Source organism: Mesorhizobium sp. M0030, from assembly GCF_040323695.1.
Taxonomy (GTDB): Bacteria; Pseudomonadota; Alphaproteobacteria; order Rhizobiales; family Rhizobiaceae; genus Mesorhizobium.
In genome coordinates this window covers 179,647-202,004 of sequence record NZ_JAMYVE010000009.1, presented here as the reverse complement: position 1 = coordinate 202,004, position 22,358 = coordinate 179,647, and the positions used below count along the sequence as shown (strand labels likewise).

Sequence of the window (22,358 nt, the reverse complement as noted above, 5' to 3'; positions counted from 1 at the left end):
TATCAGCGCCATGCCGAAACTCGGTGCCGTCACGCCCATCCTGCGCATCTTCGACATCGCCAAGGCACGCGAATTCTATGTCGACTTTCTCGGCTTCAAGGTCGAGTTCGAGCACCGCTTCGACGACAATGCGCCGCTCTATATGGGTGTAATCCGCGACGGCTGTGTCCTGCATCTGAGCGAACATCATGGCGACGGCGCGCCGGGTATAGCCATGCGCATCAAGGTCGAGGACATCGCGGCATTGCACCGCGAACTGATCGGCAAGAGATACCGCTACGCCCGGCCGGGCCTCGAAACCACGTCGTGGCAGACCCGTGAAGTGTCGGTCGGCGACCCCTTCGGCAATCGCCTGCATTTCTACGAGGATGCAACAGACTAAGCCGGCCGGTTGACGAACGCCTCGCGGATCGCCTCCTGCATGCCGTCGATAGCCTCGCCTGAGGCATTTGGGCTGCGGTGCATCACCACATTCGAGGAATCGATATGACCGAACCCGTCAGCGGCGGTGAGTTCACGACAGCCGTCCGGAATATTGCTGTGCGAGATCGGCGCGATCGCCAGGCCAGAGGTGACGGCGAGCTTCAGGCCGCCGGTGGTGTCGCTGGTATAGGCGACACGGTAGGCCAGCCCACGCTGCTCCAGCGATTTGATGGCGAAGTCCTTGCACCAGCCGGCCCGGTTGTAGAGCGCGATCGGCACCGGCCGCTCCTCATGCATGTGATGCAGGCTCGATGTCACCCACACGGTCGGATCGTGCATCAGCACCTCGCCGCCGGAAGGATCCTGCCATTCGAACACCACGGCGAGGTCGAGTTCACCGGCCGCCAACGCTGCCAGCTGGGCGCCCGAATGTGCATAGCGCACGGTGACCTCGACCTTGGTGTGACGCTTCGAGAAGGCGCCGAGCGCGCGCGACAGGATGGCGTGACCATATTCCTCGGGAATGCCGATGCGCACAGGCCCGCCAAGCGGTGCCGCCGCCATCGATGCCGCCGTCTCGTCGAGCAGAGAGACGATGCGGCGGGCATTGACGATCAGCTCGCCGCCACGGCGCGTCAGCGCCACGCCGCGCGAGCCGCGTTCGAACAGGCTGTCGCCGACCAGCTCCTCGAGCTTCTTCATCTGCATCGACACCGCCGACTGGGTGCGCCCGGCCTGCTCCGCCGCCCGGGTGAAATTGCCCGCTTCGGCAATGGCGACGAAGGTGCGCAGGAGATCGCTGTCGAGGGGTGGCCGCATCGAATCCGTCATAAGCAAATTTGATCGCTGGTATCATTCCAATTCGTTTGCAACATGTCAAACGCCGCAGCATAGTCCGCTCGCCCATTGGATATGCCGCCGCGAAATCGGCTGCGGACCAATCAAAGAGTCCTCACTCATACCCGCTGCCCGAAACGGTGGCGGGTTCTTTTTACCCCATGGCCGGGCGGCTGCGGGCAGTTAAGGCAAGGGCCGGCAGAACAACATGCGCAACCGGATCGTTCTCGGCATCATCAGCCTCTGCCTTGGCGTGCTGGTGTTCTCGCTCCAGGACCCGCTGGTCAAGGCGGTGTCGGCCGGCTATCCCGTGACCGAGGTGATGTGGATCCGCTCGATCGTCGCTTTGCCGATCCTGATCTTTCTCGTTCGCGCCGACGTCGGCCTGCGGGCCATCGCCTCGAAGCGGTTCGGCCTGCTGACGATACGCGCCTTCATCCAGTTCTCCTCCTATACGGTTTACTATCTGGCCATCGCTGCCTTGCCGCTCGCCGACGCGGTGGCGCTCTATTTCATGGCGCCGCTGTTCATCATGGCGATGGCCGGGCCCTATCTCGGCGAGCGCGTCTCCTGGCAGGCTCTCGCCACCGTGCTGACCGGCATGCTGGGCGTGGTCGTGATGCTGCGCCCGGGCGCCGGCCTGTTCGACTGGGCGGCGCTGCTTTCGTTGGGCTCGGCTTTGCTCTACGGCTTTTCACAGCTGATGGCGCGCAAGATCGGCGACACCGAATCCTCCACCGTCATGGCCTTCTACCAGAACGGCGCCTATCTGGTCGGCGCCGCTGCGGTTGCCGGCACATTCTGGCTTGCCGGCATAACCCATGCTGTCCACCCCAGCCTCGAATTCCTGGTGCGGCCGTGGGTCTGGCCGACGACCCCGGATTTCCTCAAGATGGCGGCCTGCGGCTTCGTCGCTTCGGCCGGCATGATTCTGCTGTCGCAGGCCTACAGGCTGGCGCCCGCCAACCGCGTCGCCACCTTCGAATACACCGGCATCATCTGGTCGCCGTTGTGGGGCTTCCTGTTCTTCGACGAGGTGCCGCGCTCGACCACTGCCATCGGTGCGGCGCTGATCATCGGCGCCGGTCTGCTGGCGCTCAACACCGAACGGCGCCGGAGCGCTGCGCCTGTCCTCGCCGCGTCTCAGGATGTCGCCTGAAGCGTGTCAGGCGAAGCAGGCGAGCGCCTGGTCGACCCGCGAGCGGATTTCAGCCAGCGTGAAAGGCTTTTGCACGACGTCGATAATGACGCCGTTCAATTCCTCGGCGCGCTCGCGCTGGTCGGCATAGCCGGTCATCAGCAGGATCTTCATGTCAGGGAAAAGCTTGGCTGCGGCGATCGCCATCTCGATGCCGTCCATTTCCGGCATGCGGATATCGGAGACGACGAGGTCGTAACCGCCGCCTGCAGCACTGACCATCGCCAGCCCCTGCGCGCCGTCGGCGGCGATATCGATCGAGTGCCCGGCGCGTTCGAGCGCGCGGGCGGCGAGGGTGCGGACGGACTCATCGTCCTCGACGATCAGAAGCTTTGCCATGGGCCGGAATTTGGCGGGCAAAAGTTGACTTTTTCTGAAAATTTGAAGCGTCGGGGGCCTTTTCTCAGGCATCGCCTTTAACGACACCGACAAACGGCAGTTCGCGAAAAGCGTGAGCGACGTCCATGCCGTAGCCGACGACGAAGTAATCGGGACAGTCGAAGCCGACATAGTCGGCGTTCAGCTCGGTCTGGCGGCGCATGCGCTTGTCCAACAGCACCGCGATGGCGCAGCTTTTGGCGCCGCGCGACAGCATCAGGTTGCGGGTGAAGGAGAGCGTCTTGCCCGACTCCAGGATATCGTCGATCAGCAGCACGTCGCGGCCGGCGACCTCATTGTCGATGTCGCGCAGCACCCTCACCTCGCCGCTGGTGGTGCCGGCGCCATAGCTGGAAATGAAGATGAACTCGACCTCGGGCGACAGCCCGACATCGTGCATGGCGCGGATCAAATCGGCGGCGAAGATGAACGAGCCCTTCAGCACCGAAATCACCAGCAGGTCGTGATAGTCGTGCTCGGCGATCTCCTTGGCGAGTTCGAGATTGCGCCGCGCGATCGCGGACGCCGAAAACAGGACCTCGATGTCCTTGCCGCGCACAACTGGCATCAACAACCTTTCCAGAGAACCGACTAGCCGGCGAAGGTGACCGCCACGGCCTTGACGCCGTTTCTAGGCACATCGAGGCGGGTGGAAAAGCCGAATCTTTCGCCGGGCGCCAGAGAACGGTTGGATGTCCCCAGAGTATAACGGGTGATGCGGCTGTCATTGCCGGTGACACGTATCTCCAGCGGCGGCAATTGTCCCGCCTTCAAACCGTCATTGACGGCCTCGCCATCCACGAACAGCACCGGGGCGGGTCCTGAGGCGTCGACACGCGACGTGACGCCGGCAATGCTGAGTACGGCGCCCTCCGGCTGTTCGACTGACCAGAACGGCGTCTGGCGCACCAGCGCATGGCCACCCGAGACCCAGAAGGCGGCAAGCGCCGCACCGATGCCGGCAATCCAGAAGATCGGCCCGCCACGCGATGCCGGCCGCCCGGCTGACGCATCTGATTTGCGCAGCATCTCCATGCCTTCCATCGACGGCGTCGCGATGTCGCGCGCCGGCGTCGGCATGGCTTCTATCAGTGGGATCAGCTGCGGCAGCACCTCATAATCCGCATCGACGATGTCGGTCGCCACAGGACGCGATTCCGGTGCGACACTTGTCCCGGTCATGATTTCGCCGGAAACCGGGCGCGCGGTTCGTTGCTCAGCCATCATGGCCCCGCTGTTGCCTTTTCGTTTCTTTTGCGTAAATGGAAATGGTTAACGCTTCCCCACCGGAACCCTTGTGACGCATTCAAAAACAGCGAAAATTAACCGACGGTTAACCATGGCGGCCGATGGTCGTTGGACAGAAAGGGTTGGCACGCCGCCGCCACACACCTCAGGTCGTCGCACGTGATCCGCTTCGAAAATGTCGGCCTTCGCTATGGCATGGGTCCGGAAATCCTCCGCGACATCTCCCTGCACATTCCGGAGAGCTCCTTCCAGTTCCTGAGCGGGCCCTCGGGCGCCGGCAAGACGACGCTGCTGCGCCTTCTGTTCATGTCGCTGAAGCCGACACGCGGGCTGATCACCATCTTCGGCAAGGACCGCTCGCGCATCTCGCGCGCTGAACTGCCGCATCTCAGGCGCCGCATCGGCGTGGTGTTCCAGGATTTCCGCCTGCTCGACCACATGACCACCTATGAGAATGTCGCTCTGCCGCTGCGCGTGCGCGGCCGCGAGGAAGCGAGCTACCGCACCGACGTCACCGAACTTTTGAAATGGGTCGGCCTGGGCGAGCGCATGCATGTGCTGCCGCCGGTCCTTTCGGGCGGCGAAAAGCAGCGCGCGGCAATCGCTCGGGCCTTGATCGAACAGCCCGAAATCCTGCTTGCCGACGAGCCGACCGGCAATGTCGACCCGCCGCTGGCGCGCCGGTTGCTCAGGCTGTTCATTGAGCTCAACCGGCTCGGCACCGCGGTGGTGATCGCCACTCACGATCTCGGCCTGATGGAGCAGGTCGACGCGCGCCGCATGATCCTGGCCGGCGGAAGGCTGGATATTTATGACTGAGCTATCGGCCGAACAGCTGCATGAAGACGCCGCCGAGCCCGCAACGACGACGCAGCGCGTCCAGCGCCGCATGGCGCCGATCGTGCCGGCGCAGAATATTGCCGGCCGCGCCTTGGTGCTGGTCATCGCCATCATGACCTTCCTGTCCTGCATGACTTTCGGCGCCGTCACGCTGGTGCGCGACACTGCCTCGGTCTGGGAAAACCAGATCTCGCGCGAGGCGACGATTCAGATCAAGCCGGTCGACGGCCTCGACATGGAGGCAGCCCTTGCCCAGGCCTCGCAGATCGTCGGCGAATTCCCCGGCGTAAAGGAAACCCGGATCATCGATCGCGACGCCACCGCGCGCCTTTTGGAGCCATGGCTGGGCTCGGGCCTGAATATCGACGAATTGCCGGTGCCGCGCCTGATCATCGTCACCATCGACGAGACCAGCCCGCCCGACTTCAGCGCCATCCGTGCGGCGCTCACGCCCAAGCTGCCGAGTGCTTCGCTCGACGATCACCGTACATGGGTCGACCGGCTGGTCGCCATGGCCCGCACCACGGTCACCATCGGCATCGCCGTGCTGGTCCTGATGCTGTCGGCGACGGTGCTGACCGTAGTGTTTGCGACGCGCGGCGCCATGGCGGGTAACGGCCATATCATCGAAGTGCTGCATTTCGTCGGCGCCGAGGCGCGCTTCATCGCGCGCGAATTCCGCTGGCATTTCCTGGTCACCGGGATGAAGGGCGCAGCCGCCGGCGGCGCAGCCGCGATCCTGGTTTTCATCGTCTTTTCCTGGTGGTCGTCGCGCAACATGGCAACGCCGCAGGCCGACCAGGCCACCGCTTTGTTCGGCAATTTCGCCATCGGATCGGCAGGCTATCTCGGCGTCGGCCTGATGGTGCTGGTGATCGGCGGACTGACGGCGGCGACCTCGCACGCCACCGTCGTCGCCTATCTCAGCGACATCGATGTCCGCCAGCCGGATGCGGGGTGACCCGTGAGGGCAGAAGCGAAAACAGTTCGGGGGCAAGGACAGGAATGGAAGGGACGATCACGGATCGAAAACCGACGTAACGCAATGTGCGCTTTTTTCCTTACCAAAAAGGCATTTCAGGATTAACCATAGGATGATGAACGCGCGGGAGTCGACCGGAACGGCTGGACAGATGCCAGTGGTGCGTTTGCGTGTGCGTACCGGGCTGGGCCGTTTGCGCACCGCCCTGCGTCTCGCCTCCCTCTGTCTACTGCTGCTGGTGGCCCTGTTTGCCGGTGGCTTCGGCTGGTTCGCCAGCAAGGTCAGCCACATGACGACCCCGACCAACCCGGCCAAGGCCGATGCGATCATCGTCTTGACCGGCGGTCAGGCCCGCCTCGACGCAGCACTCGATCTGCTTGCCTCCGGCAAGGGCGAGCGGCTGCTGATCTCAGGCGTGCATCCCTCTGCCAGCCGCCGCCAATTGCAGGCTGCTACCGGCGGCGACAAGGCGCTGTTTTCCTGCTGTGTCGACATCGACCGCGCCGCGCTCGACACGATCGGCAATGCCGAGGAAAGCGCTAAATGGGTGGAGAGCCACGCCTATGGCAGCGTCATCCTCGTCACCAACAATTACCACATGCCGCGCAGCCTGCTCGAGATGGGCCGCCTGCTGCATGGCGCCAGGCTTGAACCCTATCCGGTGGTCAACACCAATCTGGACAATGGCGACTGGCTGACCAAGCCGGAAGCGCTACGCGTGCTTCTGACCGAATACAGCAAATACCTGCTGGCGCTTGCGCGCGGCGTCGTCCCGGTCCGCCAGACTGCCGACAGCGTCGCACTGGCCGAGGTTTCGACCGCCAAGGACTAAAGCAATTCCAGGAAAAGTGTGTAGCGGTTTTCCCGGGAAAAGCACGTACGCTTTCCCTTGGGAATTGGACAGACGACTCTGACGGCGCTCGATTACCCCTTGGCCGTGCCGTCTTCCGCGCCACGCAGCCGCGCAATCTCCTGTTCGAGGCTTTCAATCCGCTTGTCGCGTTCGGCGAGTGCGGCCGCGACATCGGCGGCCTCGAATCGCTGCGGAATGTGTTGCGGGCAATTGGCATCCCAGGCCGAGACGGTGAACAAGATGACCTGCTGGGGGCGCGCCTTGTAGTCCTGCGGCATCAGCCTTGCCAGAAGCTCGGCATCGTCCTCGACGACGCGCGCCGTGCCCCAGATCTTGACGCGCTGGCGATGCGCATAGTCGATCAGGAACAGGAATGCCTGGTTGTTGTCGGCGAGATTCCCCTGCGTGATGAACTGCCTGTTCCCGGAGAAATCGGCAAAGCCGATGGTCTTCTCGTCCAGCACCTTGAGGAAGCCGGCTGGCCCGCCGCGATGCTGGATGTAGGGCTGACCCTCGCCATTTGCCGTCGACAGGAAGACGCTGGTCTGCGCCGCGATGAAGTCGGCGAGGTCGGGCGTCATATGGGCGCGCCATCCGCCGCGCTCCTCGGCGCTGGCATAGCCCTTGCGCGAACCTTTGCGGGTCTGGATCGCCTTGACCGTCGGCGTGAAGGCGACATCGCTGGTGAAAGTATGAGCATTCATGGAAGCCTCCGCGAGGCCGAAACACGGCCATTGTACGCGAAGAGGTAGATCCTTCCATGTTTTGGATGTAGATGGCATAGTTGCAAGCTATCCTTCCAATTTCCGGAAGAAAGTATGGATCGTCTCGAAGCCATGTCGCTGTTCGTCGCCGCGGTGGAAGCGGGCAGCCTTTCTGCTGCCGGCCGCCATTTCGGCATTCCACTGGCAACGGTCAGCCGCAAGGTTTCCGACCTCGAAAAGCACCTTCAGGCGCGCCTGCTGAACCGTTCGACCCGGCAGCTCACGCTGACCGATGCCGGCCAGGCCTATCTCGCCGCCTGCCGCCGCATCCTCGGCGAGGTCGGCGAAGCCGAACGCACCGCTGCCGGCGAATACAGCACGCCGACCGGCGACCTGTTCATCACCGCGCCGGTCGTCTTTGGTCGCTTGCACGTGCTGCCTGTCGTCACCGAATTCCTGGCGGCTTATCCTCAAGTCAACATTCGCCTGACGCTGGCTGACCGGATAACCCAACTGGCGGAGGAACATCTCGACCTTGCCATCCGCATCGGCGAGCTTGCGCCTTCGAGCCTCATTGCCATCCGCGTCGGCGCGATCCGTCGCGTCGTGTGCGCCAGCCCCGCCTATATCGCCGCGCATGGCATGCCGCGGACGCCGGACGATCTGGCCGCGCATGAATGCATCAGTTTCGAGGGGCCTTCCGCTCTCGCCAGCTGGAGCTTTGCCGGCGACAAGGGCGAACTGATCGTGCCGATCCGCTCACGGCTGCGCGTCAACACGGCGGAAGCTGCAATCGATGCCGCGATTGCAGGCGCCGGGATGACGCGGGTGCTCTCCTACCAGATCGCGGACGCAGTACGTTCCGGCGTGCTCGTCCCGGTCTTGCGGCCCTTAGAGCCGCAGCCATGGCCGGTGAGCCTCGTCCATGCCGGCCAAGGCCTGCTGGCGGTGAAACTCAGGGCGTTCCTCGATTTCGCCGCTCCGCGGCTGAAGCAGCGGCTATTGCAGGCGACGTGGTGAGTTGAGACTGGCTTGAGTCAGTGGCGAGCCGGCCTATGTCAGGCCATTGCGGCGTTTCCTTTTTGCCCGCGCTTGGTGTAACCAACGCACACCTCCTCAACGGGCCCTTCCCCGCATGCTCTATATCCGCTCGCTGGCGTTCAACTTCGTCTTCTATGTCAATCTGATCGTCCAGATGGTCCTCTGGACCCCTTACTACTTCCTCTCGCCACGCCATCGCGCCTGGTTCGTGCCGAAATTCTGGTCGCGCACCAGCCTGTGGCTCTACGACAAGATCGCCGGCACCAGGAGCGACATCACCGGCGTCGAGAACCTGCCGGAGGGCTCTTTCATCCTGGCGCCGAAACACCAGTCGTTTTGGGACGCGATCGCTTTCTTTCCGTTCCTCCACGACCCGCTTTATATCCTGAAGCGCGAGCTGACCTGGATCCCCTTCTTCGGCTGGTACATCCTGAAGATGCGGATGATCCCGGTTCACCGCGGCAGCCGCTCCAAGGCGTTGAAGCAGGTCGTTGCATCGACAAAGCAGGAGATGGGGCGCAATCCGCGCCAGCTGATTATCTACCCCGAAGGCACGCGCCGAGCGCCAGGCGACGAGCCGGCTTACAAATACGGCATTGTCGAGCTCTATACGCAGCTTGGCGTCCCGGTGGTACCGGTCGCCCATGTCGCCGGCCTCTACTGGCCGCGCCGCAAATTCCTGCGCTTTCCCGGTACCATCAAGGCCCGCTTCCTGCCGCCGATTCCGCCCGGGCTCGGCAAGGACGAATTCATGGACCGGCTGATCGGCGATACGGAAGCCGCCTGCGACCAGCTGCTAATCGAGGCATCGCAGGCTCCTAACCCGCCGCAAATGCCGCCGACGGCGGTCAAGCGGCTGGCCGAACTCGCCGCGGCCGCCAAAGCAATTCCAGGAAAAGTGTGAGCGGTTTTTTCCGTCCTGAATCGCGCCAAAACAAAAAAGACCAAAGCTTGATCTCTTCTGCGGGCCGGCTCAAGGCCACGCCGCCAGCGCCGTGGTCAGCACCAGCGTCGCCGCGAAGGCCAGATTGATGATCCGCGACGCCAGCGGCTGGCGCAGGGTGCGGGCGAAGGCCGCGCCGGCCAGCAGCCACAGCACATGGATGGCTACGATCATCAGGGTGAGAACCGCCAGCCTGGCCGGGATGCCGAGAGCATCGGCGCCGGCTGCGGTCGCGGAGCCAGCAAGGACCGCAGCAATCGCCACATAGGCTTTCGGGTTGGCAACGGCGAGCAGGAAGCCGCCGAGGAAGGTCGGCAGAACCGCGCTGCTGTCACGCGCGGCCAGCGGCGGCGCTGTCGCTATTCTGTAGGCGAGGTAGAGAATATAGGCGGCGGAAGCGACCGCCAGCACCGGCGCTACGCCCGGCATCGAGGTAAGGATAGCCTTGATGCCGGTGGCCACCACCAGCAGCACCGCGACGGTGCCTAAAATGATCCCCGATGTGTAGTGAAGCGAATTGCGCAGGCCGAAGGCGGCCCCTATCGCCGTGACGCTGATCGTCGCCGGGCCAGGACTGCCCATGACGACGGTTGCCGCCAGCACCAGCGCCAGCAATTGCTGCCAGGGCTGCGCCTGCGAAAGAATGTCTGCGGCCATGCTGCCTCTTCTCCACAATAATGGAGAGCAGTGTGGCGAGGCGGACAGCCGTCGTCTTGAACGATCGTGCCGAAGCTGCGCGGCTAGGCGCTGGCCTTGTCCAGCGCCACGAGATCCTCCGCGCTGAGCTTCAGCGATGCGGCGCGCGCCAGGCTGTCGACCTGGTCCAGCGTCGTGGCGCTGGCGATCGGCGCGGTGATGCCGGGCTGCGCCATCACCCAGGCGAGTGCCACTTCCGCCTGCTTGGCCGAATGGCGCGCCGCGACGGTGTCGAGTGCGGCCAGAATGCGCATGCCGCGCGCATTGAGATAAGCCTTCACGCCGCCGCCGCGTTCACTTTTGCCGAGATCGGCCTCGCTACGGTATTTGCCGCTCAAAAACCCCTTGGCGAGGCTGAAATAGGTGATGACGCCGATATCCTCGGCCACGCACAGATCATGCAGCGGCCCGTCGAAGGATGAGCGGTCGTAGAGATTGTATTCCGGCTGCAGCACGCTGTAGCGCGGCAGCCCGCGCAGGCTGGCAACATCGAGCGCGGCGCGCAGCTGGCCGGCGTCAAGATTCGAGGCGCCGATATGGCGGACCTTGCCGGCAGCGAGCAGCTTCTGGTAGGCGCCGAGCGTCTCCTCATAAGGGGTTGTCGGGTCCGGCCAATGCGAGAGATAAAGGTCGATCACATCGGTCTGCAGTCGCTTGAGCGACGCCTCGACTGCCCTTTCGATATGGGCAGCGGACAGATCCTTCTTGCCTTGTCCCATATCCGAGCCGACTTTGGTGATGACGATGATCTTGTCACGGTTGCCGCGGCTTTTCATCCATTTGCCGATGATGGTCTCGGACTCGCCGCCCGCGTGGCCGGGCACCCAGCGCGAATAGGCATCGGCGGTATCGATAGCGTTGAGGCCGGCGTCGCCGAACCGGTCGAGCAGGTCGAAGGAGGTCTTCTCGTCCGCGGTCCAGCCGAAGACATTGCCGCCCAGGACCAGCGGCGCGATGGAAAGGTCGGTTTGACCGAGACGGCGTTTTTGCAAGACGGGGCTCCGTGGGGCTGGCGGCGGGCGACCCGAATGCTTCGGGCCGCAGCTAAGCTAGGTCTCGCCGCGCCGAGGTCAAAGGCCTCAGCCAATTTTTCCAGCGGGCCAGCGCTTCACAAAGGCGCGAGAGCTTCGCCTGCAGGCTCGCCGTGGTCTACTGGCTCACGAGGCGATCCGCTTCGCCACCTCTTCCAGCCAGTGGTCGCTGATACCCAGCGCCGCGAGATGCTGCAGCGTGTTGAGCACATAGTCCTCGTTGTTTCCGGACTGGCCGACGGCGCCACGGATAACACCTGCCGCATGCGCGGGGTCGAGCCCGCCGGCATACTGCTCATGCTGGCGGTCGACGATATAGGCGACCGCTTTCACTCTCTCTCCCGCGGCCGCCCCATTCCCGTCGAGGCTGACATCGAGCACACGCTCGAGGTAGACGCTGGTCACCAATTCGCGCTCGCGCAGATAGGTCAGCACCTCATCGCGCAGCTCGCCGGGCACGCGAAAGGCCAGCCCGATGCAGGAGCCGCCACGGTCGAGGCCTAGCACCAGGCCCGGCCGCTGGCGCGTGCCGCGATGCACGAAGGAATAGACGCACAGCGACCGGCGGTAGCCGTAAAGCCGCGCGCGCCGTGTCTCGACATGGGCGAATCCCGGTCGCCAGATCAGCGAGCCGTAGCCAAAAACCCAAAAATCGCCCATATCGCCAAGCCTGATTGCACGAGAGTGACGCCGCCGCATCGGAATCGGTGCTCTTCTGTTCTTTTTGCTTGTTGCGTAAGCCACAGTCCACCCGCAACACGCCCGCGTTAATGAAAGCCGCAGCATGACGTCAAGTGACGAGCGTCCGTCGAAGTTTCGCCACCGGCTGATGTGGCTCGCTGCCTTGGTCGTTATGCTGTTCGGCGCCTACAGCGCGGTCTGGTTCTATGTCGCCGGTCGCGTCAGCAGCGAAGCCGACAAGGCGGTGGCCTCGCTCAAGGACAAAGGCATCGAGGCCGGCTGCGCCAACCTCACCGTCAGCGGCTACCCCCTGCGTTTTGCCATCTCCTGTGACAATCTGGCTTACGAGGACGACGCCAGGAACGTTGCCGCCTCGGCAGGCAGCTTCAACTTCGTTGCAGAACTCATCCGGCCTTTGTCGCCCGCCGCCGAGTTGCGCGGGCCACTGCGGACCTCGGTGCCCGGGATGGCGCCGCTATGGATCGATTGGGACAATCTGCAGGCCAATGCCAAGCTCTCCTGGCCCTTGCCACGCAGCATTTCGCTGCAGGCCGAGAGCTTGTCCGGCCAGACCGATCCGGCCGACGACACCGACCCGGTTTCACTGTTCAGCGCCGGAACGGCGGCGGGCGAGTTGCGGCCGGACGGTCAGGACCTTGGCTATACCGGAAGCTTCACCGATCTTGAGATCGACGCCGACGCGATCGGCGGGCGCGTGCTGCCGCCGCTCGACGGCAGCGGCGACGCGACGCTGAAGAACGGCGTCGCGCTGATGAAGACGCAGGCCAGGAGCCTGCGCGGCCAGGCGGTCGGCATCCACAAGCTCGATCTGTCGTCGGGAACCGCGCGCATCACCGTCTCCGGCCCGGTGTCGGTCGACGCCAACGGCCAGGTCAATGCCGACCTGACGATCAAGCTGCAGGATCCCAAAGCCGTGGCGGCAATCCTCGCCACCGCAATCCCCGAGCAGAAGAGCCAGATCGAGCAAGGCTTTGCCGGTCTGGCGCTGCTCGGCAACGAACCGTCGATGCCGCTCAAGGTGGTGAAGGGCAAGGTCTCGCTCGGCTTCATTCCGCTGGGCAAGATCAAGCCGCTCGATTAGAGCAATTCCAGGAAAAGTGTGAGAAGTTTTCCGTCCGGAATTGCGTTAAAACAAAGAGATAGAGCATGATCGCAAAGAGCGGCAACGGCTTTTGGGGAGAGATCATGCTCGAGCAAGCCGACGCATGAACCGACCGGTGAAACTGCTGAGCGTTGGCGCGCTGACGCTGGATACCATCCTGCGCGTCGAAACCCTGCCCACGCATCAGGGCAAGTTCATCGCCTCGGACGGCATCCAGATCGCCTCGGGCATGGCGACAAGTGCTGCCTGCGCCGCCCGCCGTCTCGGCGCCGAGGTGTTCCTGTGGGCAAGTGCAGGTGACGATGCCGTCGGCGACCAATTGCTGGCCGGCATCGAGGCCGAGGGCGTCGATTGCCGCTTTGTCCGCCGCGTCGAAGGCGCCCGCTCGGCGCTGGCCGCGATCCTGGTCGACGCTCATGGCGAGCGCATCATCGTGCCCTTCTACGACCCAAAGGCGCAGGCCGACCCCGAGGCGGTGCCTGTCGCCGATCTTTCCGGCTTCGATGCCGTGCTGGTCGATGTGCGCTGGCCGGGCGCCGCCGCTCTTGCCTTGACCGCCGCGCGCGACGCCGGTTGCCCGGCAATCCTCGACGCCGACACGGCGCCGCTGGAGGTGCTGGAGCGTCTGTTGCCGCTGGCTTCGCACATCGTCGCTTCGGAGACGGCTGCACGCATTATCTGCGACCACGCGCTGGATCCCGAAACCGCCTGCGCCGACCTCGCCAGCCGCACAGACGCCTTTGTCGCGGTGACCGGCGGCGCCGCGGGAAGCTGGTGGCATGACCGGTCCGCCGGATGCGTGCGCCACATCGCGGCGCCGAAGATCAAGGCGGTCGACACGCTGGCCGCCGGCGACGTTTTCCACGGCGCCTTTGCTGTCGCGTTGGCGGAAACCATGCCGATCGAGCAGGCGTTGCGCTTTGCCAGCGCGGCGGCCGCGCTCAAATGCCAGCGCTTCGGCGGCCGGCTGGGGGCGCCAAACAGGGACGAGGCAATGGCCATGGTCGCGGCGACCTGGCCCGTCTGAAACAGATTTAACTTTTCACCGGGTGCTCGACCGCCTGCCGGCCGAAATCCGGCACGTCGATATCCTGGCCGGCCTCGATGATCGAACGGCGAACGGCCCGGGTGCGGGTGAACAGGTCGAACAGCTTGTCGCCGTCGCCCCAGCGGATCGCCCGCTGCAGCGAGGCGAGGTCCTCCGAAAAGCGCGCCAGCATTTCCAGGATGGCATCCTTGTTGTGCAGGCACACGTCGCGCCACATGGTCGGGTCGGAGGCGGCCAGACGGGTGAAGTCGCGGAAACCGGAAGCCGAATATTTGATCACTTCCGACTTGGTCACCGATTCCAGATCGTCGGCCGTGCCGACGATGTTGTAGGCAATGATGTGCGGAAGATGCGAAACGATGGCCAGCGTCATGTCATGATGCTGCGGGTCCATCGTGTCGATGTTGGAGCCGCAGCGCCGCCAGAATTCCGACAGCTTTTCCAGCGCGGCCGGATCGGTTCCCGGCAGGGGCGTGAAGATGCACCAGCGGTTTTCGAACAGCTCGGCGAAACCCGCATCCGGGCCCGATTTCTCCGTACCTGCCAGCGGGTGCCCCGGAATAAAGTGCACGCCGTCCGGTACATAGGGCTGCATTTGCGCAATGACCGAGGCCTTGGTCGAACCGACATCGGTGAGGATGGCGCCCTTTTTCAGCGCCGGCGCGATCTCTTGCGCCACCTCGCCCGACGATCCCACTGGCACCGAGACGATGATCAGGTCGGCATTGCGGACCGCTTCCCTGGCGTCGGTGGTGTAGCTCTCGCCAAGACCGAGCTCCTTCGCCCGTGCCAGCGTGGTCGGGCTGCGCGTCGCGATGGCGACATGGCGGGCCAGGCCCTCGCGGCGGATGATGCGGGCCAGCGACGAGCCAATCAGGCCGATGCCGACCAGCGCGATCTTTTCAAACATCGGTAATGTCATTGTTTCAGCTTTTCAGGAATGTCGTGAGGGCGTCGATGACGCCGCGATTGGCTTCTTCGGTGCCGACGCTCATGCGAAGCGCATTGGGAAAGCCATAGCCGGTAACGCGCCGCAATATATAGCCGCGCTGGGTGAGGTAGTCGTCCGCCGCCTCAGCCGAATGCCTCTTGTCGTCGGGAAAGTGGATGAGGACGAAATTGCCGACGCTGGGCGTCACGCGCAGCCCAAGCTTCGTCAGCTCTTCATTCAGCCAGGTAAGCCAGGTCTCGTTGTGCAACGAACTGCGCTCGACATGGGCGCGGTCGCGGATGGCGGCAATGCCGGCCTCGATCGCTGTTGCGTTAACGTTGAAAGGGCCGCGGATACGGTTGATGGCATCGACTATGTGCAGTGGGCCATACATCCAGCCGATGCGCGCGCCGCCAAGGCCGAGCTTGGAGAAGGTGCGGGTCATGACCACATTCTGTGCGCTGCCCGCCAGCTCGATGCCGGCCTCATAGTCATTGCGCCTGACATATTCGGCATAGGCCGCGTCCAGCACCAGAAGCACGTTGCCCGGGAGCGCGGAATGCAGACGGCGGACCTCCTGGAACGGCAGATAGGTGCCGGTCGGATTGTTGGGATTGGCGAGGAAGATGATTTTGGTCCGCGGCGTCACCGCGGCCAGGATCGCGTCGACGTCGGCGCGCTCCTCGGTTTCCTTCACAGCAACCGGCTTGGCCCCCGCCGACTGAATGTAGATCTTGTAGACCATGAAGGCATGTTCGGTAAAAATCGCCTCATCGCCTGGCGCAAGATAGGTCTGCGCCAGCAGGCCCAAAATCTCGTCGGAACCGTTGGAGCAGATGATGTTCGCCGGGTTGAGGCCATGCACCTCGGCGATCGCTTCGCGCAGCCGGCGGGCGGTGCCGTCGGGATAGACATCGAGCTTGGCAGCCACTTCACGCGCGGCCTCGATCGCCTTCGGCGACGGGCCGAGCGGGTTCTCGTTCGACGACAATTTATGGACCTTGGCGACGCCGGCCGGGGCAGTGCTCTTGCCCGGCACATAGGCGTCGATGTCCATAATGCCCGCGCGGGGCGTCGGCCGTGCCTTGTCCGCTTTCTTGTCCATGTCGCAAATCCATCGAGAATGCCTCCGTCCGGAGGCCGCAGCGGAAATACAAGCCGTAGCCGCGAATGTCGAGAGGCGGGCAATAGCTGGCCGTTGACGCCGGGCCGCACGAGTTCTAGAAGAACGCAACAGTTCCGTGGTGATTTGGCCGGTCGGCTTGCAGCCACGTTAAACAACTCGCTAAAGGGCCGTTTGCGTGACGTAACCGGCTTTGCGATCGCATTGCCGGTTTTTTATTGCCTGACGGCGGGCAAGGAGAGTCACATGGCCGCGCTCCGCGCTACAAAAACCAACAACGAGGCCGACAACCCGTCGAGCCCTGTGTTGCGTTTTGGCCCTGACAAGCCGCTGAAGCTCGACGCCGGCACGCTTTTGTCGCCGTTCCAGATCGCCTACCAGACATATGGCGCCCTCAACGATGCCCGCACCAACGCCATCCTGGTCTGCCACGCGCTGACCGGCGACCAGCATGTCGCCAGCACCAATCCGGTGACCGGCAAGCCCGGCTGGTGGGAAGTGCTGATCGGTCCCGGCAAGATCATCGACACCAACCGCTTCTTCGTCATCTGCTCCAACGTCATCGGCGGCTGCCTCGGCTCCACCGGTCCGGCCTCGACCAATCCCGCCACCGGCAAGCCCTACGGCCTCGACCTGCCAATCATCACCATCCGCGACATGGTGCGGGCGCAACTGATGCTGGTCGACCATTTCGGCATCGAAAAGCTGTTTTGCGTGCTCGGCGGCTCGATGGGCGGCATGCAGGTGCTGGAATGGGCGTCATGCTATTCCGAGCGCGTCTTCTCGGCCCTGCCGATCGCCACAGGCGCACGCCATTCCTCGCAGAACATCGCCTTCCACGAGGTCGGCCGCCAGGCTGTCATGGCTGATCCGGACTGGCATGGCGGCAAATATTTCGAGCACGGCAAGCGCCCGGAAAAGGGGCTCGCCGTGGCGCGCATGGCCGCCCACATCACCTATCTGTCGGAAGCCGCCCTGCATCGGAAATTCGGCCGCAATCTGCAGGACCGCGAAGCGCTGACCTTCGGTTTCGACGCAGATTTCCAGATCGAAAGCTATCTGCGCCACCAGGGCATGACATTCGTCGACCGCTTCGACGCCAACTCCTACCTCTACATGACCCGTTCGATGGATTATTTCGACCTCGCCGCCGACCATGGCGGCCGGTTGGCAGATGCCTTTGCCGGGACCAAGACCCGCTTCTGCCTGGTGTCCTTCACCTCGGACTGGCTGTTCCCGACCGAGGAGAGCCGCTCGATCGTGCATGCGCTCAACGCCGCCGGCGCCTCCGTCTCCTTCGTCGAGATCGACACCGACCGCGGCCATGATGCCTTCCTGCTCGATGAACCCGAACTGTTTGCCGCCATCAAGGGCTTCATCGGCTCGGCGGCCCGCGCAAGGGGGCTCGCCTCATGAGCGTCAATGGCAGCCAGCGCGTCGACCTCGAAGTCGTGGCCAACCTGATACCGCCGCAGTCGCGGGTGCTCGATGTCGGCTCCGGCGACGGCCTGCTGCTCGAACTCCTGCAGGAGACCAAGCAGGTCGACGGCCGCGGGCTGGAGCTGTCACAGCGCGGCGTCAATGAATGCGTGGCGCGCGGTCTCTCGGTCATCCAGGGCGATGCCGATACCGACCTCGAATTCTATCCGGACAAGGGTTTTGACTTCGTCGTCCTGTCTCAGACGCTGCAGGCGACCCGCAACCCGAAGCTGGTGCTCGACGAGCTGCTGCGAATCGGCAACCGCGCCATCGTCTCCTTCCCCAATTTCGGCCACTGGCGGGTGCGGCTGTCGCTGTTCGTCAATGGCCGGATGCCGGTGACCGCGGACCTGCCCTATTCCTGGTACGACACGCCCAACATCCATTTCTGCACCATCCGCGACTTCGTCAATCTGGTCGAGGAACTCGGCGCTTCGGTCGAGAAAGCCACCGCGCTCGACGGCAACGGCCAGAAGATCGGCCTGTCGATGCCATGGTGGTTCTGGAATTTCTTCGGCCAGCAAGCGGTGTTCTTGCTGAAGCGGTAGTTTGCCCCTATTCCAGCACGTCCGTCGCCTTGTGCGGGTGCTGAACGCCATCGGCGATGATCACATCGGCGTGGGAGTTGTCGGTGCGCAAGGCCAGAATCTCGCGATAGGCTGATGAATCGTACCAGCCCCACGCATGCGCCCTGTCCGGAAACTCGATGACGATCAGATGCCCGGGCCATTCGTTTTCGACCACGTCCATGTCGCCGCCGTGGACAAGGAAGCGGCCGCCGAACGGCTCCAATGTGGCGTCGATCCTCTGCAGATACTCGACAATCTGCGGGCCCATTGTGACTTGACGCATATGGGCGACGGCGTAGGCGGCCATGGCTGAACTCCCTGTGAGATCGAAGCCCGACGACCGGCTTCGTTGGCGCAATCTGCAGACATGATGGCCATCGGTCGATTACGTCTGGGGTAATCGGCCGGCTTACCGGCGTCCTGGCTCAACAGTTTGTGATGACATTGCCGCTGGTTTTTTGTAGCGTCGAATCGAATGCCATCCCGGGGTAAGGCTTGGACGGCGACCATCAAAACCTCCGGCCTCCAGGCATTTCGGGGCACAATCGAAGCAACATGTCCAAGGCAACCGACCTCGCTCCGCTGATCTCGGTGATCACACCGACGCACAATCGCCGCAGCAAGGTGGTGCGCGCCGTGGAGAGCGTGCTGGCGCAGAATTTTCCCCGGTTCGAACACATTGTCGTCGATGACGGCTCGACCGACGGTACGGCAGCCGCACTTGCCGAAATCCGCGATCCACGGCTGATCTATGTTGGCTCGAAATGGCGCGGCGCCAATGCCGCCCGCAATGCCGGCATCGAGCGGGCGCAGGCGCCGGTGGTGACATTCCTCGATTCCGACGACGTCTATTTGCCGGATCGCCTGGCGCGGACGCTGGAGCAGTTCGACAACAATCCCTCGCTCGAAGTGCTGATCAGTTCCTTCGTGTCGCTGAAGGGCAATCGCCGCACCAACTGCGTCAACCGCGAGGCGCTGCTGAGCCGCGACTCGCTGGAGCGGGCCCTTGTCGCGCAGACCATCTTCATTGCCGGGTCGGCAATCACCGCCCGGCGCGAGTCGCTGCTGGCCATCGGCGGCTACGACAGTGACGTCACGCGCATGCAGGATCGCGAATTGTTGCTGCGCTTTGCCCGTCGCAGCGGCGCGCAGCTGTCCGAAGTGATCGACTGGAAAAAGTACAACTCGGAGAATTCGATCTCCGGTCGCCGGGACGGCTATGTCGAAGCCTATGCGAGCTTGATCGACAAGCACCCCTATATCGCCGACCGCTACCCCTACATTCCGCCTTACATGATCGCCCGGCAGCTCATCGCCGATGCACTCAAGGGCAGGGTTTCGCAGGCGTTCTCCGGCTATATGGCCAACCGGTCGTCGAAGGCGCTTGGCTATTCGCTGCCGCAGCTGTTGCGTGGCTATGTCGGCGGCCGGCGCTGGCGCCGCGATCTCTATGCCGAATTTCGCGACAAATACGGTGCACGGCCGGCCTGAAGTTTGCCGACAAGCCGCGCAGCGGCTTTCCCCTCCGAACTGCCTCAAACCTCATTTGTCGAGTTCCGGCAGATATGGGTCGGAATATAGCCGCCGGTCGCGTTCGCCCTGCAGGCAGTCCATGGGTGCGGCGGCATCGATCGGGACCACGGTCGCATCTGCGATGCCGCTCACCTCCAGGATCAACTTGCGGCGTATGGCGGTGGCGAATTCCGAGGCCGCATAGATCGGCAACACGAAGGAGCCGGGCCCACCGGTGACGCAGTCGTCATAATACTGGTCGAGATGGCTGAAGGTCGGCGACGGGCTGATCAGGATCGGCAGGCCGTTGATGACGATGCCCTTGGCCACCGCCGCATCGCGTGTCGTGGCGACGGGCAGCCCGGTGTTGTTGGGACCGTCGCCGGAAATGTCGATGACGCTGCGTGGCGCATCGAACCCCGTGCCCTCGAACAGCCCGGCGCCGAAGGCAAGCGCGCCCGAAATCGAGGTGCCGCGAAAGCTGCGGAACGGCCGCGCTTCTATTCTGTCGGCGAAGGCGTTGGCGCTCTCTGCGCTGTCGATCACCTGCCAGGCGATGACGCCATCCTCGCGCACGACGCCCGCCCATTCGAAATAGGCAAGCGCGATGCGCCCGGTGGTTCCCGAGCGCACGGCCTTGATGAAATCGGGATGCCTGAGCGCCTCGACATAGCCCGCGCGCTGCAGCGCGAACTCCCTCTCGTCCATCGACTGTGAGATGTCGACGGCCAGCACCAGTTCGACATCCACGGCAACGGCCGGGGCAGCCACGGGCGTGGTGCAGGCAAGGCAGGCAAGCAGGCTGAGCGCATCGAGCATGGCCGCACCACGGACGTTTGGACCCGTGAATCTTCGCCGCGATCGCGGCGAAATAAAGCCCCTTCTACTTCTTTCGCCGCACGGCCGCTTTCGGCGGCGGGTCGATGGCGCCGGTCCTGACTCGGGCGGGTTTCAGTGGCGCAGCACCCGTATCCTTCACGATGTTCAATGCGCGTGGAAAGAAATGACCATTGTGCAGTCCGCGCCCGATGTTGAGGATCGCGGTTTCCGGCAGGCGTTTCTCCAGCATGGACAGTACCCTTCGCAGCGAAGGACCATCGAACGCGTCCATCGCTTCGTCGATGATCACCCATTTCGGCTGCCGCAAGGCCAGTCTGGCGAAGGCCAGCGACCGCTGTTCGTCATCGTTGAGTTCACGCTCCCAGCGTGCGGAACGGTCGAGCGAGGATGACAGCCGCTCGAGGCCGACCTCGGCCAGCACCGCCCCAAAATCAGCATCGCCAGCCGGCGCCGAGCCATTCGGATGCAGCACTTCGCGTAACGTGCCGGCAGGAAAATACGGAACACGCGGCACGAAAATCGGCGTTTCTCCGGCCGGCAAGCCGATCCGCCCGCTGCCCCAGGGCCAAAGGCCGGCAATGGCGCGGAAGAACAATGTCTTGCCGGCGCCTGGGTCGCCGGTGATCATGACGCGCTCACCGGGATGGATCTCGACATGGCTGTCTGAAAGTTTGGTGCAGCCCTCCGGCGAGGCCACTTGGAGCTTCTCGAAGGTCAGGCTGCCATTGGCGTTATCGCCGAATTCGATGCGCTTTTCCTTGTCGTGCAACACATCGGTTTCATCGAGCGCAATGCGGAAGTCGGCAACGCGCATCAGCGTGGCGCGCCAGTCGGCGATGCCGCCGATATTGTTGATGAACCAGCGCAGCGACGAGTGCACCTGGTTGAAGGCGCCGACCGCCATCATCAACCCGCCAAAGCTGATATCGCCTGAAAAATAGACCGGCGATGCCACAAGGATCGGCGCCACCACGGTGATCCAGCCATAGGTATCGGTCACCCAGGAAAGGTTGATCTGCGCTTTGTAGATGTTTCGCATCGCGCCCAGCACCGTGCCAAGGTCGATTTCGAGCCGTCTCTTGGCATCGGCTTCGCCGTGATAGAGCGCGATGGCGTCGACATTCTCGTTGACGCGCACCATCCCGGAACGCAGCTCGGCCTCGCGGGTGTAGCGGTCGCTGTTGAGGCGGATCAGCGGCCGCCCGACCAGCCAGCTCAGCCAGGAGGCGATGCCGGCATAGAGGAACGCGGCCCAGACCATGTAGCCCGGTATCGCCAGCGACCAGCCGTTGATGTGGAAGACGAAGCCCGACGAGAGTTGCCAAAGCACGCCGACGAACGACACCAGCAGGATGAAGGATTGCAGCAGGCCGACGCCGAGGTCCGTCGACAGATCGGACAGATGCGCGGCATCCTGCTGCATGCGCTGGTCGGGATTGACGCCGATGGCGCCGGCATTGGCGAGCCGGAAGGCCCGCGCCGGCCGCATCCATTGGTCGATCAGGTCGAGCGTCAGCGCCTCGCGCAGCTTCAGCCGGATCATCTGGTTGAGCCAGGTCTGAGCAATGTTGAGCAGCAGCAGCGTGCCGGCAATCACGGCAAAGATCATCAGCTGGTGCAGGAAGGCCGCCATGTCGCGACGCGCCAGCGCATCGTAGAAAGGCTGGTTCCAGCGGTTGAGCAGAACCTGGCCGATCGACGTCGCGACGATGACCGCCATAATGCCGACCGACGTCCAGACCAGCCACTTGCGCACCGGTGAGCCTATCAGCGCCCGTTTGATCGTCGCCACCTGATCGCGCAGGCTGCTGGCATCGACGGTTACCGGCTGAGCGGCGGCGGACTTGTCCGGTTGATCAGCCATGCACGAGGTCCTTG

The 22,358-nt window shown here is 63.7% G+C and carries 25 protein-coding genes and 1 riboswitch; of the genes, 12 read left to right on the top strand and 13 right to left on the bottom strand.

Going from position 1 to position 22,358, the window contains the following annotated elements; all coding sequences use genetic code 11:
• Nucleotides 1–10: 10 nt before the first annotated feature.
• Nucleotides 11–382, top strand: a complete 372-nt coding sequence (locus NKJ80_RS19415) for a glyoxalase superfamily protein (protein ID WP_023685340.1) — start codon at nt 11–13, stop codon at nt 380–382.
• Here the strand turns inward: NKJ80_RS19415 and NKJ80_RS19410 are convergent.
• A complete protein-coding gene (locus tag NKJ80_RS19410; RefSeq protein WP_023698713.1) occupies nt 379–1,242 on the bottom strand; it encodes a LysR family transcriptional regulator in 864 nt (287 codons plus the stop codon). The genes NKJ80_RS19415 and NKJ80_RS19410 overlap by 4 nt on opposite strands.
• 226 nt (nt 1,243–1,468) lie before the next feature.
• On the opposite strand from NKJ80_RS19410, the gene NKJ80_RS19405 reads away from it, so the two are divergent.
• Nucleotides 1,469–2,419, top strand: coding sequence for a DMT family transporter (locus NKJ80_RS19405; protein ID WP_023804532.1), 951 nt, complete (start codon nt 1,469–1,471; stop codon nt 2,417–2,419).
• A gap of 6 nt (nt 2,420–2,425) precedes the next feature.
• On the opposite strand, the gene NKJ80_RS19400 is transcribed toward NKJ80_RS19405, so the two are convergent.
• The 3 genes from NKJ80_RS19400 to NKJ80_RS19390 form a co-directional block, all read right to left on the bottom strand.
• The gene (locus NKJ80_RS19400) at nt 2,426–2,797 is read right to left on the bottom strand and encodes a response regulator (RefSeq protein ID WP_023698715.1); all 372 of its coding nucleotides are present in this window, start codon (nt 2,795–2,797) and stop codon (nt 2,426–2,428) included.
• Nucleotides 2,798–2,861: 64 nt separating this feature from the next.
• Nucleotides 2,862–3,404, bottom strand: a complete 543-nt coding sequence (gene hpt / locus NKJ80_RS19395) for a hypoxanthine phosphoribosyltransferase (protein ID WP_023673315.1) — start codon at nt 3,402–3,404, stop codon at nt 2,862–2,864.
• Between the two features lie 23 nt (nt 3,405–3,427).
• Nucleotides 3,428–4,063: a hypothetical protein gene (locus NKJ80_RS19390; protein WP_352498147.1), complete on the bottom strand. Its 636-nt coding sequence runs from the start codon at nt 4,061–4,063 to the stop codon at nt 3,428–3,430.
• A 180-nt stretch (nt 4,064–4,243) separates the two neighbouring features.
• Here NKJ80_RS19390 and ftsE point away from each other — a divergent pair, with 180 nt between their 5' ends.
• The 3 genes from ftsE to NKJ80_RS19375 all read left to right on the top strand — a co-directional run bounded on the left by ftsE (nt 4,244) and on the right by NKJ80_RS19375 (nt 6,738).
• Complete coding sequence (gene ftsE, locus NKJ80_RS19385) at nt 4,244–4,903, top strand: cell division ATP-binding protein FtsE (RefSeq protein ID WP_023685344.1); 660 nt, start codon at nt 4,244–4,246, stop codon at nt 4,901–4,903.
• Entirely contained in the window at nt 4,896–5,885 is a 990-nt protein-coding gene (locus NKJ80_RS19380; protein ID WP_352498146.1) for a cell division protein FtsX, read from the top strand. The genes ftsE and NKJ80_RS19380 overlap by 8 nt, the downstream gene beginning before the upstream one ends.
• 133 nt (nt 5,886–6,018) lie before the next feature.
• Nucleotides 6,019–6,738: a YdcF family protein gene (locus NKJ80_RS19375; RefSeq protein WP_023673311.1), complete on the top strand. Its 720-nt coding sequence runs from the start codon at nt 6,019–6,021 to the stop codon at nt 6,736–6,738.
• A gap of 92 nt (nt 6,739–6,830) precedes the next feature.
• Here NKJ80_RS19375 and NKJ80_RS19370 read toward each other — a convergent pair whose 3' ends face one another.
• Nucleotides 6,831–7,463 carry a pyridoxamine 5'-phosphate oxidase family protein gene (locus NKJ80_RS19370; RefSeq protein WP_352498145.1) on the bottom strand — a complete coding sequence of 211 codons (633 nt, stop codon included), beginning with the start codon at nt 7,461–7,463 and terminating at the stop codon, nt 6,831–6,833.
• 114 nt (nt 7,464–7,577) lie between these two features.
• Between NKJ80_RS19370 and NKJ80_RS19365 the strand changes: the two genes are divergently transcribed.
• Together NKJ80_RS19365 and NKJ80_RS19360 are read left to right on the top strand one after the other, a co-directional pair.
• Nucleotides 7,578–8,483, top strand: coding sequence for a LysR family transcriptional regulator (locus tag NKJ80_RS19365; protein ID WP_023698716.1), 906 nt, complete (start codon nt 7,578–7,580; stop codon nt 8,481–8,483).
• Between the two features lie 115 nt (nt 8,484–8,598).
• Nucleotides 8,599–9,408, top strand: a complete 810-nt coding sequence (locus tag NKJ80_RS19360) for a lysophospholipid acyltransferase family protein (protein ID WP_023673308.1) — start codon at nt 8,599–8,601, stop codon at nt 9,406–9,408.
• Nucleotides 9,409–9,477: 69 nt separating this feature from the next.
• Here the strand turns inward: NKJ80_RS19360 and NKJ80_RS19355 are convergent, their stop codons facing one another.
• The 3 genes from NKJ80_RS19355 to NKJ80_RS19345 all read right to left on the bottom strand — a co-directional run bounded on the left by NKJ80_RS19355 (nt 9,478) and on the right by NKJ80_RS19345 (nt 11,834).
• Nucleotides 9,478–10,104, bottom strand: coding sequence for a LysE family translocator (locus NKJ80_RS19355; protein WP_023698717.1), 627 nt, complete (start codon nt 10,102–10,104; stop codon nt 9,478–9,480).
• A gap of 83 nt (nt 10,105–10,187) precedes the next feature.
• Nucleotides 10,188–11,135, bottom strand: a complete 948-nt coding sequence (locus NKJ80_RS19350; RefSeq protein ID WP_023698718.1) for an aldo/keto reductase — start codon at nt 11,133–11,135, stop codon at nt 10,188–10,190.
• Nucleotides 11,136–11,300: 165 nt separating this feature from the next.
• Nucleotides 11,301–11,834, bottom strand: coding sequence for a gamma-glutamylcyclotransferase (locus NKJ80_RS19345; RefSeq protein ID WP_023698719.1), 534 nt, complete (start codon nt 11,832–11,834; stop codon nt 11,301–11,303).
• A gap of 124 nt (nt 11,835–11,958) precedes the next feature.
• On the opposite strand from NKJ80_RS19345, the gene NKJ80_RS19340 reads away from it, so the two are divergent.
• Nucleotides 11,959–12,957, top strand: a complete 999-nt coding sequence (locus NKJ80_RS19340; protein WP_023731074.1) for a DUF2125 domain-containing protein — start codon at nt 11,959–11,961, stop codon at nt 12,955–12,957.
• Nucleotides 12,958–13,081: 124 nt separating this feature from the next.
• Entirely contained in the window at nt 13,082–14,005 is a 924-nt protein-coding gene (locus NKJ80_RS19335) for a sugar kinase (RefSeq protein ID WP_023731075.1), read from the top strand.
• A gap of 7 nt (nt 14,006–14,012) precedes the next feature.
• Here NKJ80_RS19335 and NKJ80_RS19330 read toward each other — a convergent pair whose 3' ends face one another.
• Both NKJ80_RS19330 and hisC read right to left on the bottom strand, forming a co-directional pair.
• Entirely contained in the window at nt 14,013–14,948 is a 936-nt protein-coding gene (locus NKJ80_RS19330) for a prephenate/arogenate dehydrogenase family protein (RefSeq protein WP_352498144.1), read from the bottom strand.
• Nucleotides 14,949–14,952: 4 nt separating this feature from the next.
• Complete coding sequence (gene hisC / locus NKJ80_RS19325) at nt 14,953–16,062, bottom strand: histidinol-phosphate transaminase (RefSeq protein WP_352498143.1); 1,110 nt, start codon at nt 16,060–16,062, stop codon at nt 14,953–14,955.
• Nucleotides 16,063–16,188: 126 nt separating this feature from the next.
• Nucleotides 16,189–16,266, top strand: a riboswitch (SAM riboswitch).
• 60 nt (nt 16,267–16,326) lie between these two features.
• Between hisC and metX the strand changes: the two genes are divergently transcribed.
• Nucleotides 16,327–17,496 carry a homoserine O-acetyltransferase MetX gene (metX, locus tag NKJ80_RS19320; RefSeq protein ID WP_023685352.1) on the top strand — a complete coding sequence of 390 codons (1,170 nt, stop codon included), beginning with the start codon at nt 16,327–16,329 and terminating at the stop codon, nt 17,494–17,496.
• Complete coding sequence (gene metW, locus NKJ80_RS19315) at nt 17,493–18,107, top strand: methionine biosynthesis protein MetW (protein ID WP_023673299.1); 615 nt, start codon at nt 17,493–17,495, stop codon at nt 18,105–18,107. The genes metX and metW overlap by 4 nt, the downstream gene beginning before the upstream one ends.
• A gap of 7 nt (nt 18,108–18,114) precedes the next feature.
• On the opposite strand, the gene NKJ80_RS19310 is transcribed toward metW, so the two are convergent.
• On the bottom strand, nt 18,115–18,435 hold the full coding sequence (locus NKJ80_RS19310; RefSeq protein ID WP_023694041.1) for a DUF1330 domain-containing protein: 321 nt from the start codon (nt 18,433–18,435) through the stop codon (nt 18,115–18,117).
• Between the two features lie 248 nt (nt 18,436–18,683).
• Between NKJ80_RS19310 and NKJ80_RS19305 the strand changes: the two genes are divergently transcribed.
• Complete coding sequence (locus NKJ80_RS19305) at nt 18,684–19,619, top strand: glycosyltransferase family 2 protein (RefSeq protein WP_023673297.1); 936 nt, start codon at nt 18,684–18,686, stop codon at nt 19,617–19,619.
• 51 nt (nt 19,620–19,670) lie between these two features.
• Here the strand turns inward: NKJ80_RS19305 and NKJ80_RS19300 are convergent, their stop codons facing one another.
• Nucleotides 19,671–20,459 carry a DUF1194 domain-containing protein gene (locus NKJ80_RS19300; RefSeq protein ID WP_023714977.1) on the bottom strand — a complete coding sequence of 263 codons (789 nt, stop codon included), beginning with the start codon at nt 20,457–20,459 and terminating at the stop codon, nt 19,671–19,673.
• Nucleotides 20,460–20,523: 64 nt separating this feature from the next.
• Nucleotides 20,524–22,344 carry an ABC transporter ATP-binding protein/permease gene (locus tag NKJ80_RS19295; RefSeq protein WP_023734614.1) on the bottom strand — a complete coding sequence of 607 codons (1,821 nt, stop codon included), beginning with the start codon at nt 22,342–22,344 and terminating at the stop codon, nt 20,524–20,526.
• Between the last annotated feature and the right edge of the window lie 14 nt (nt 22,345–22,358).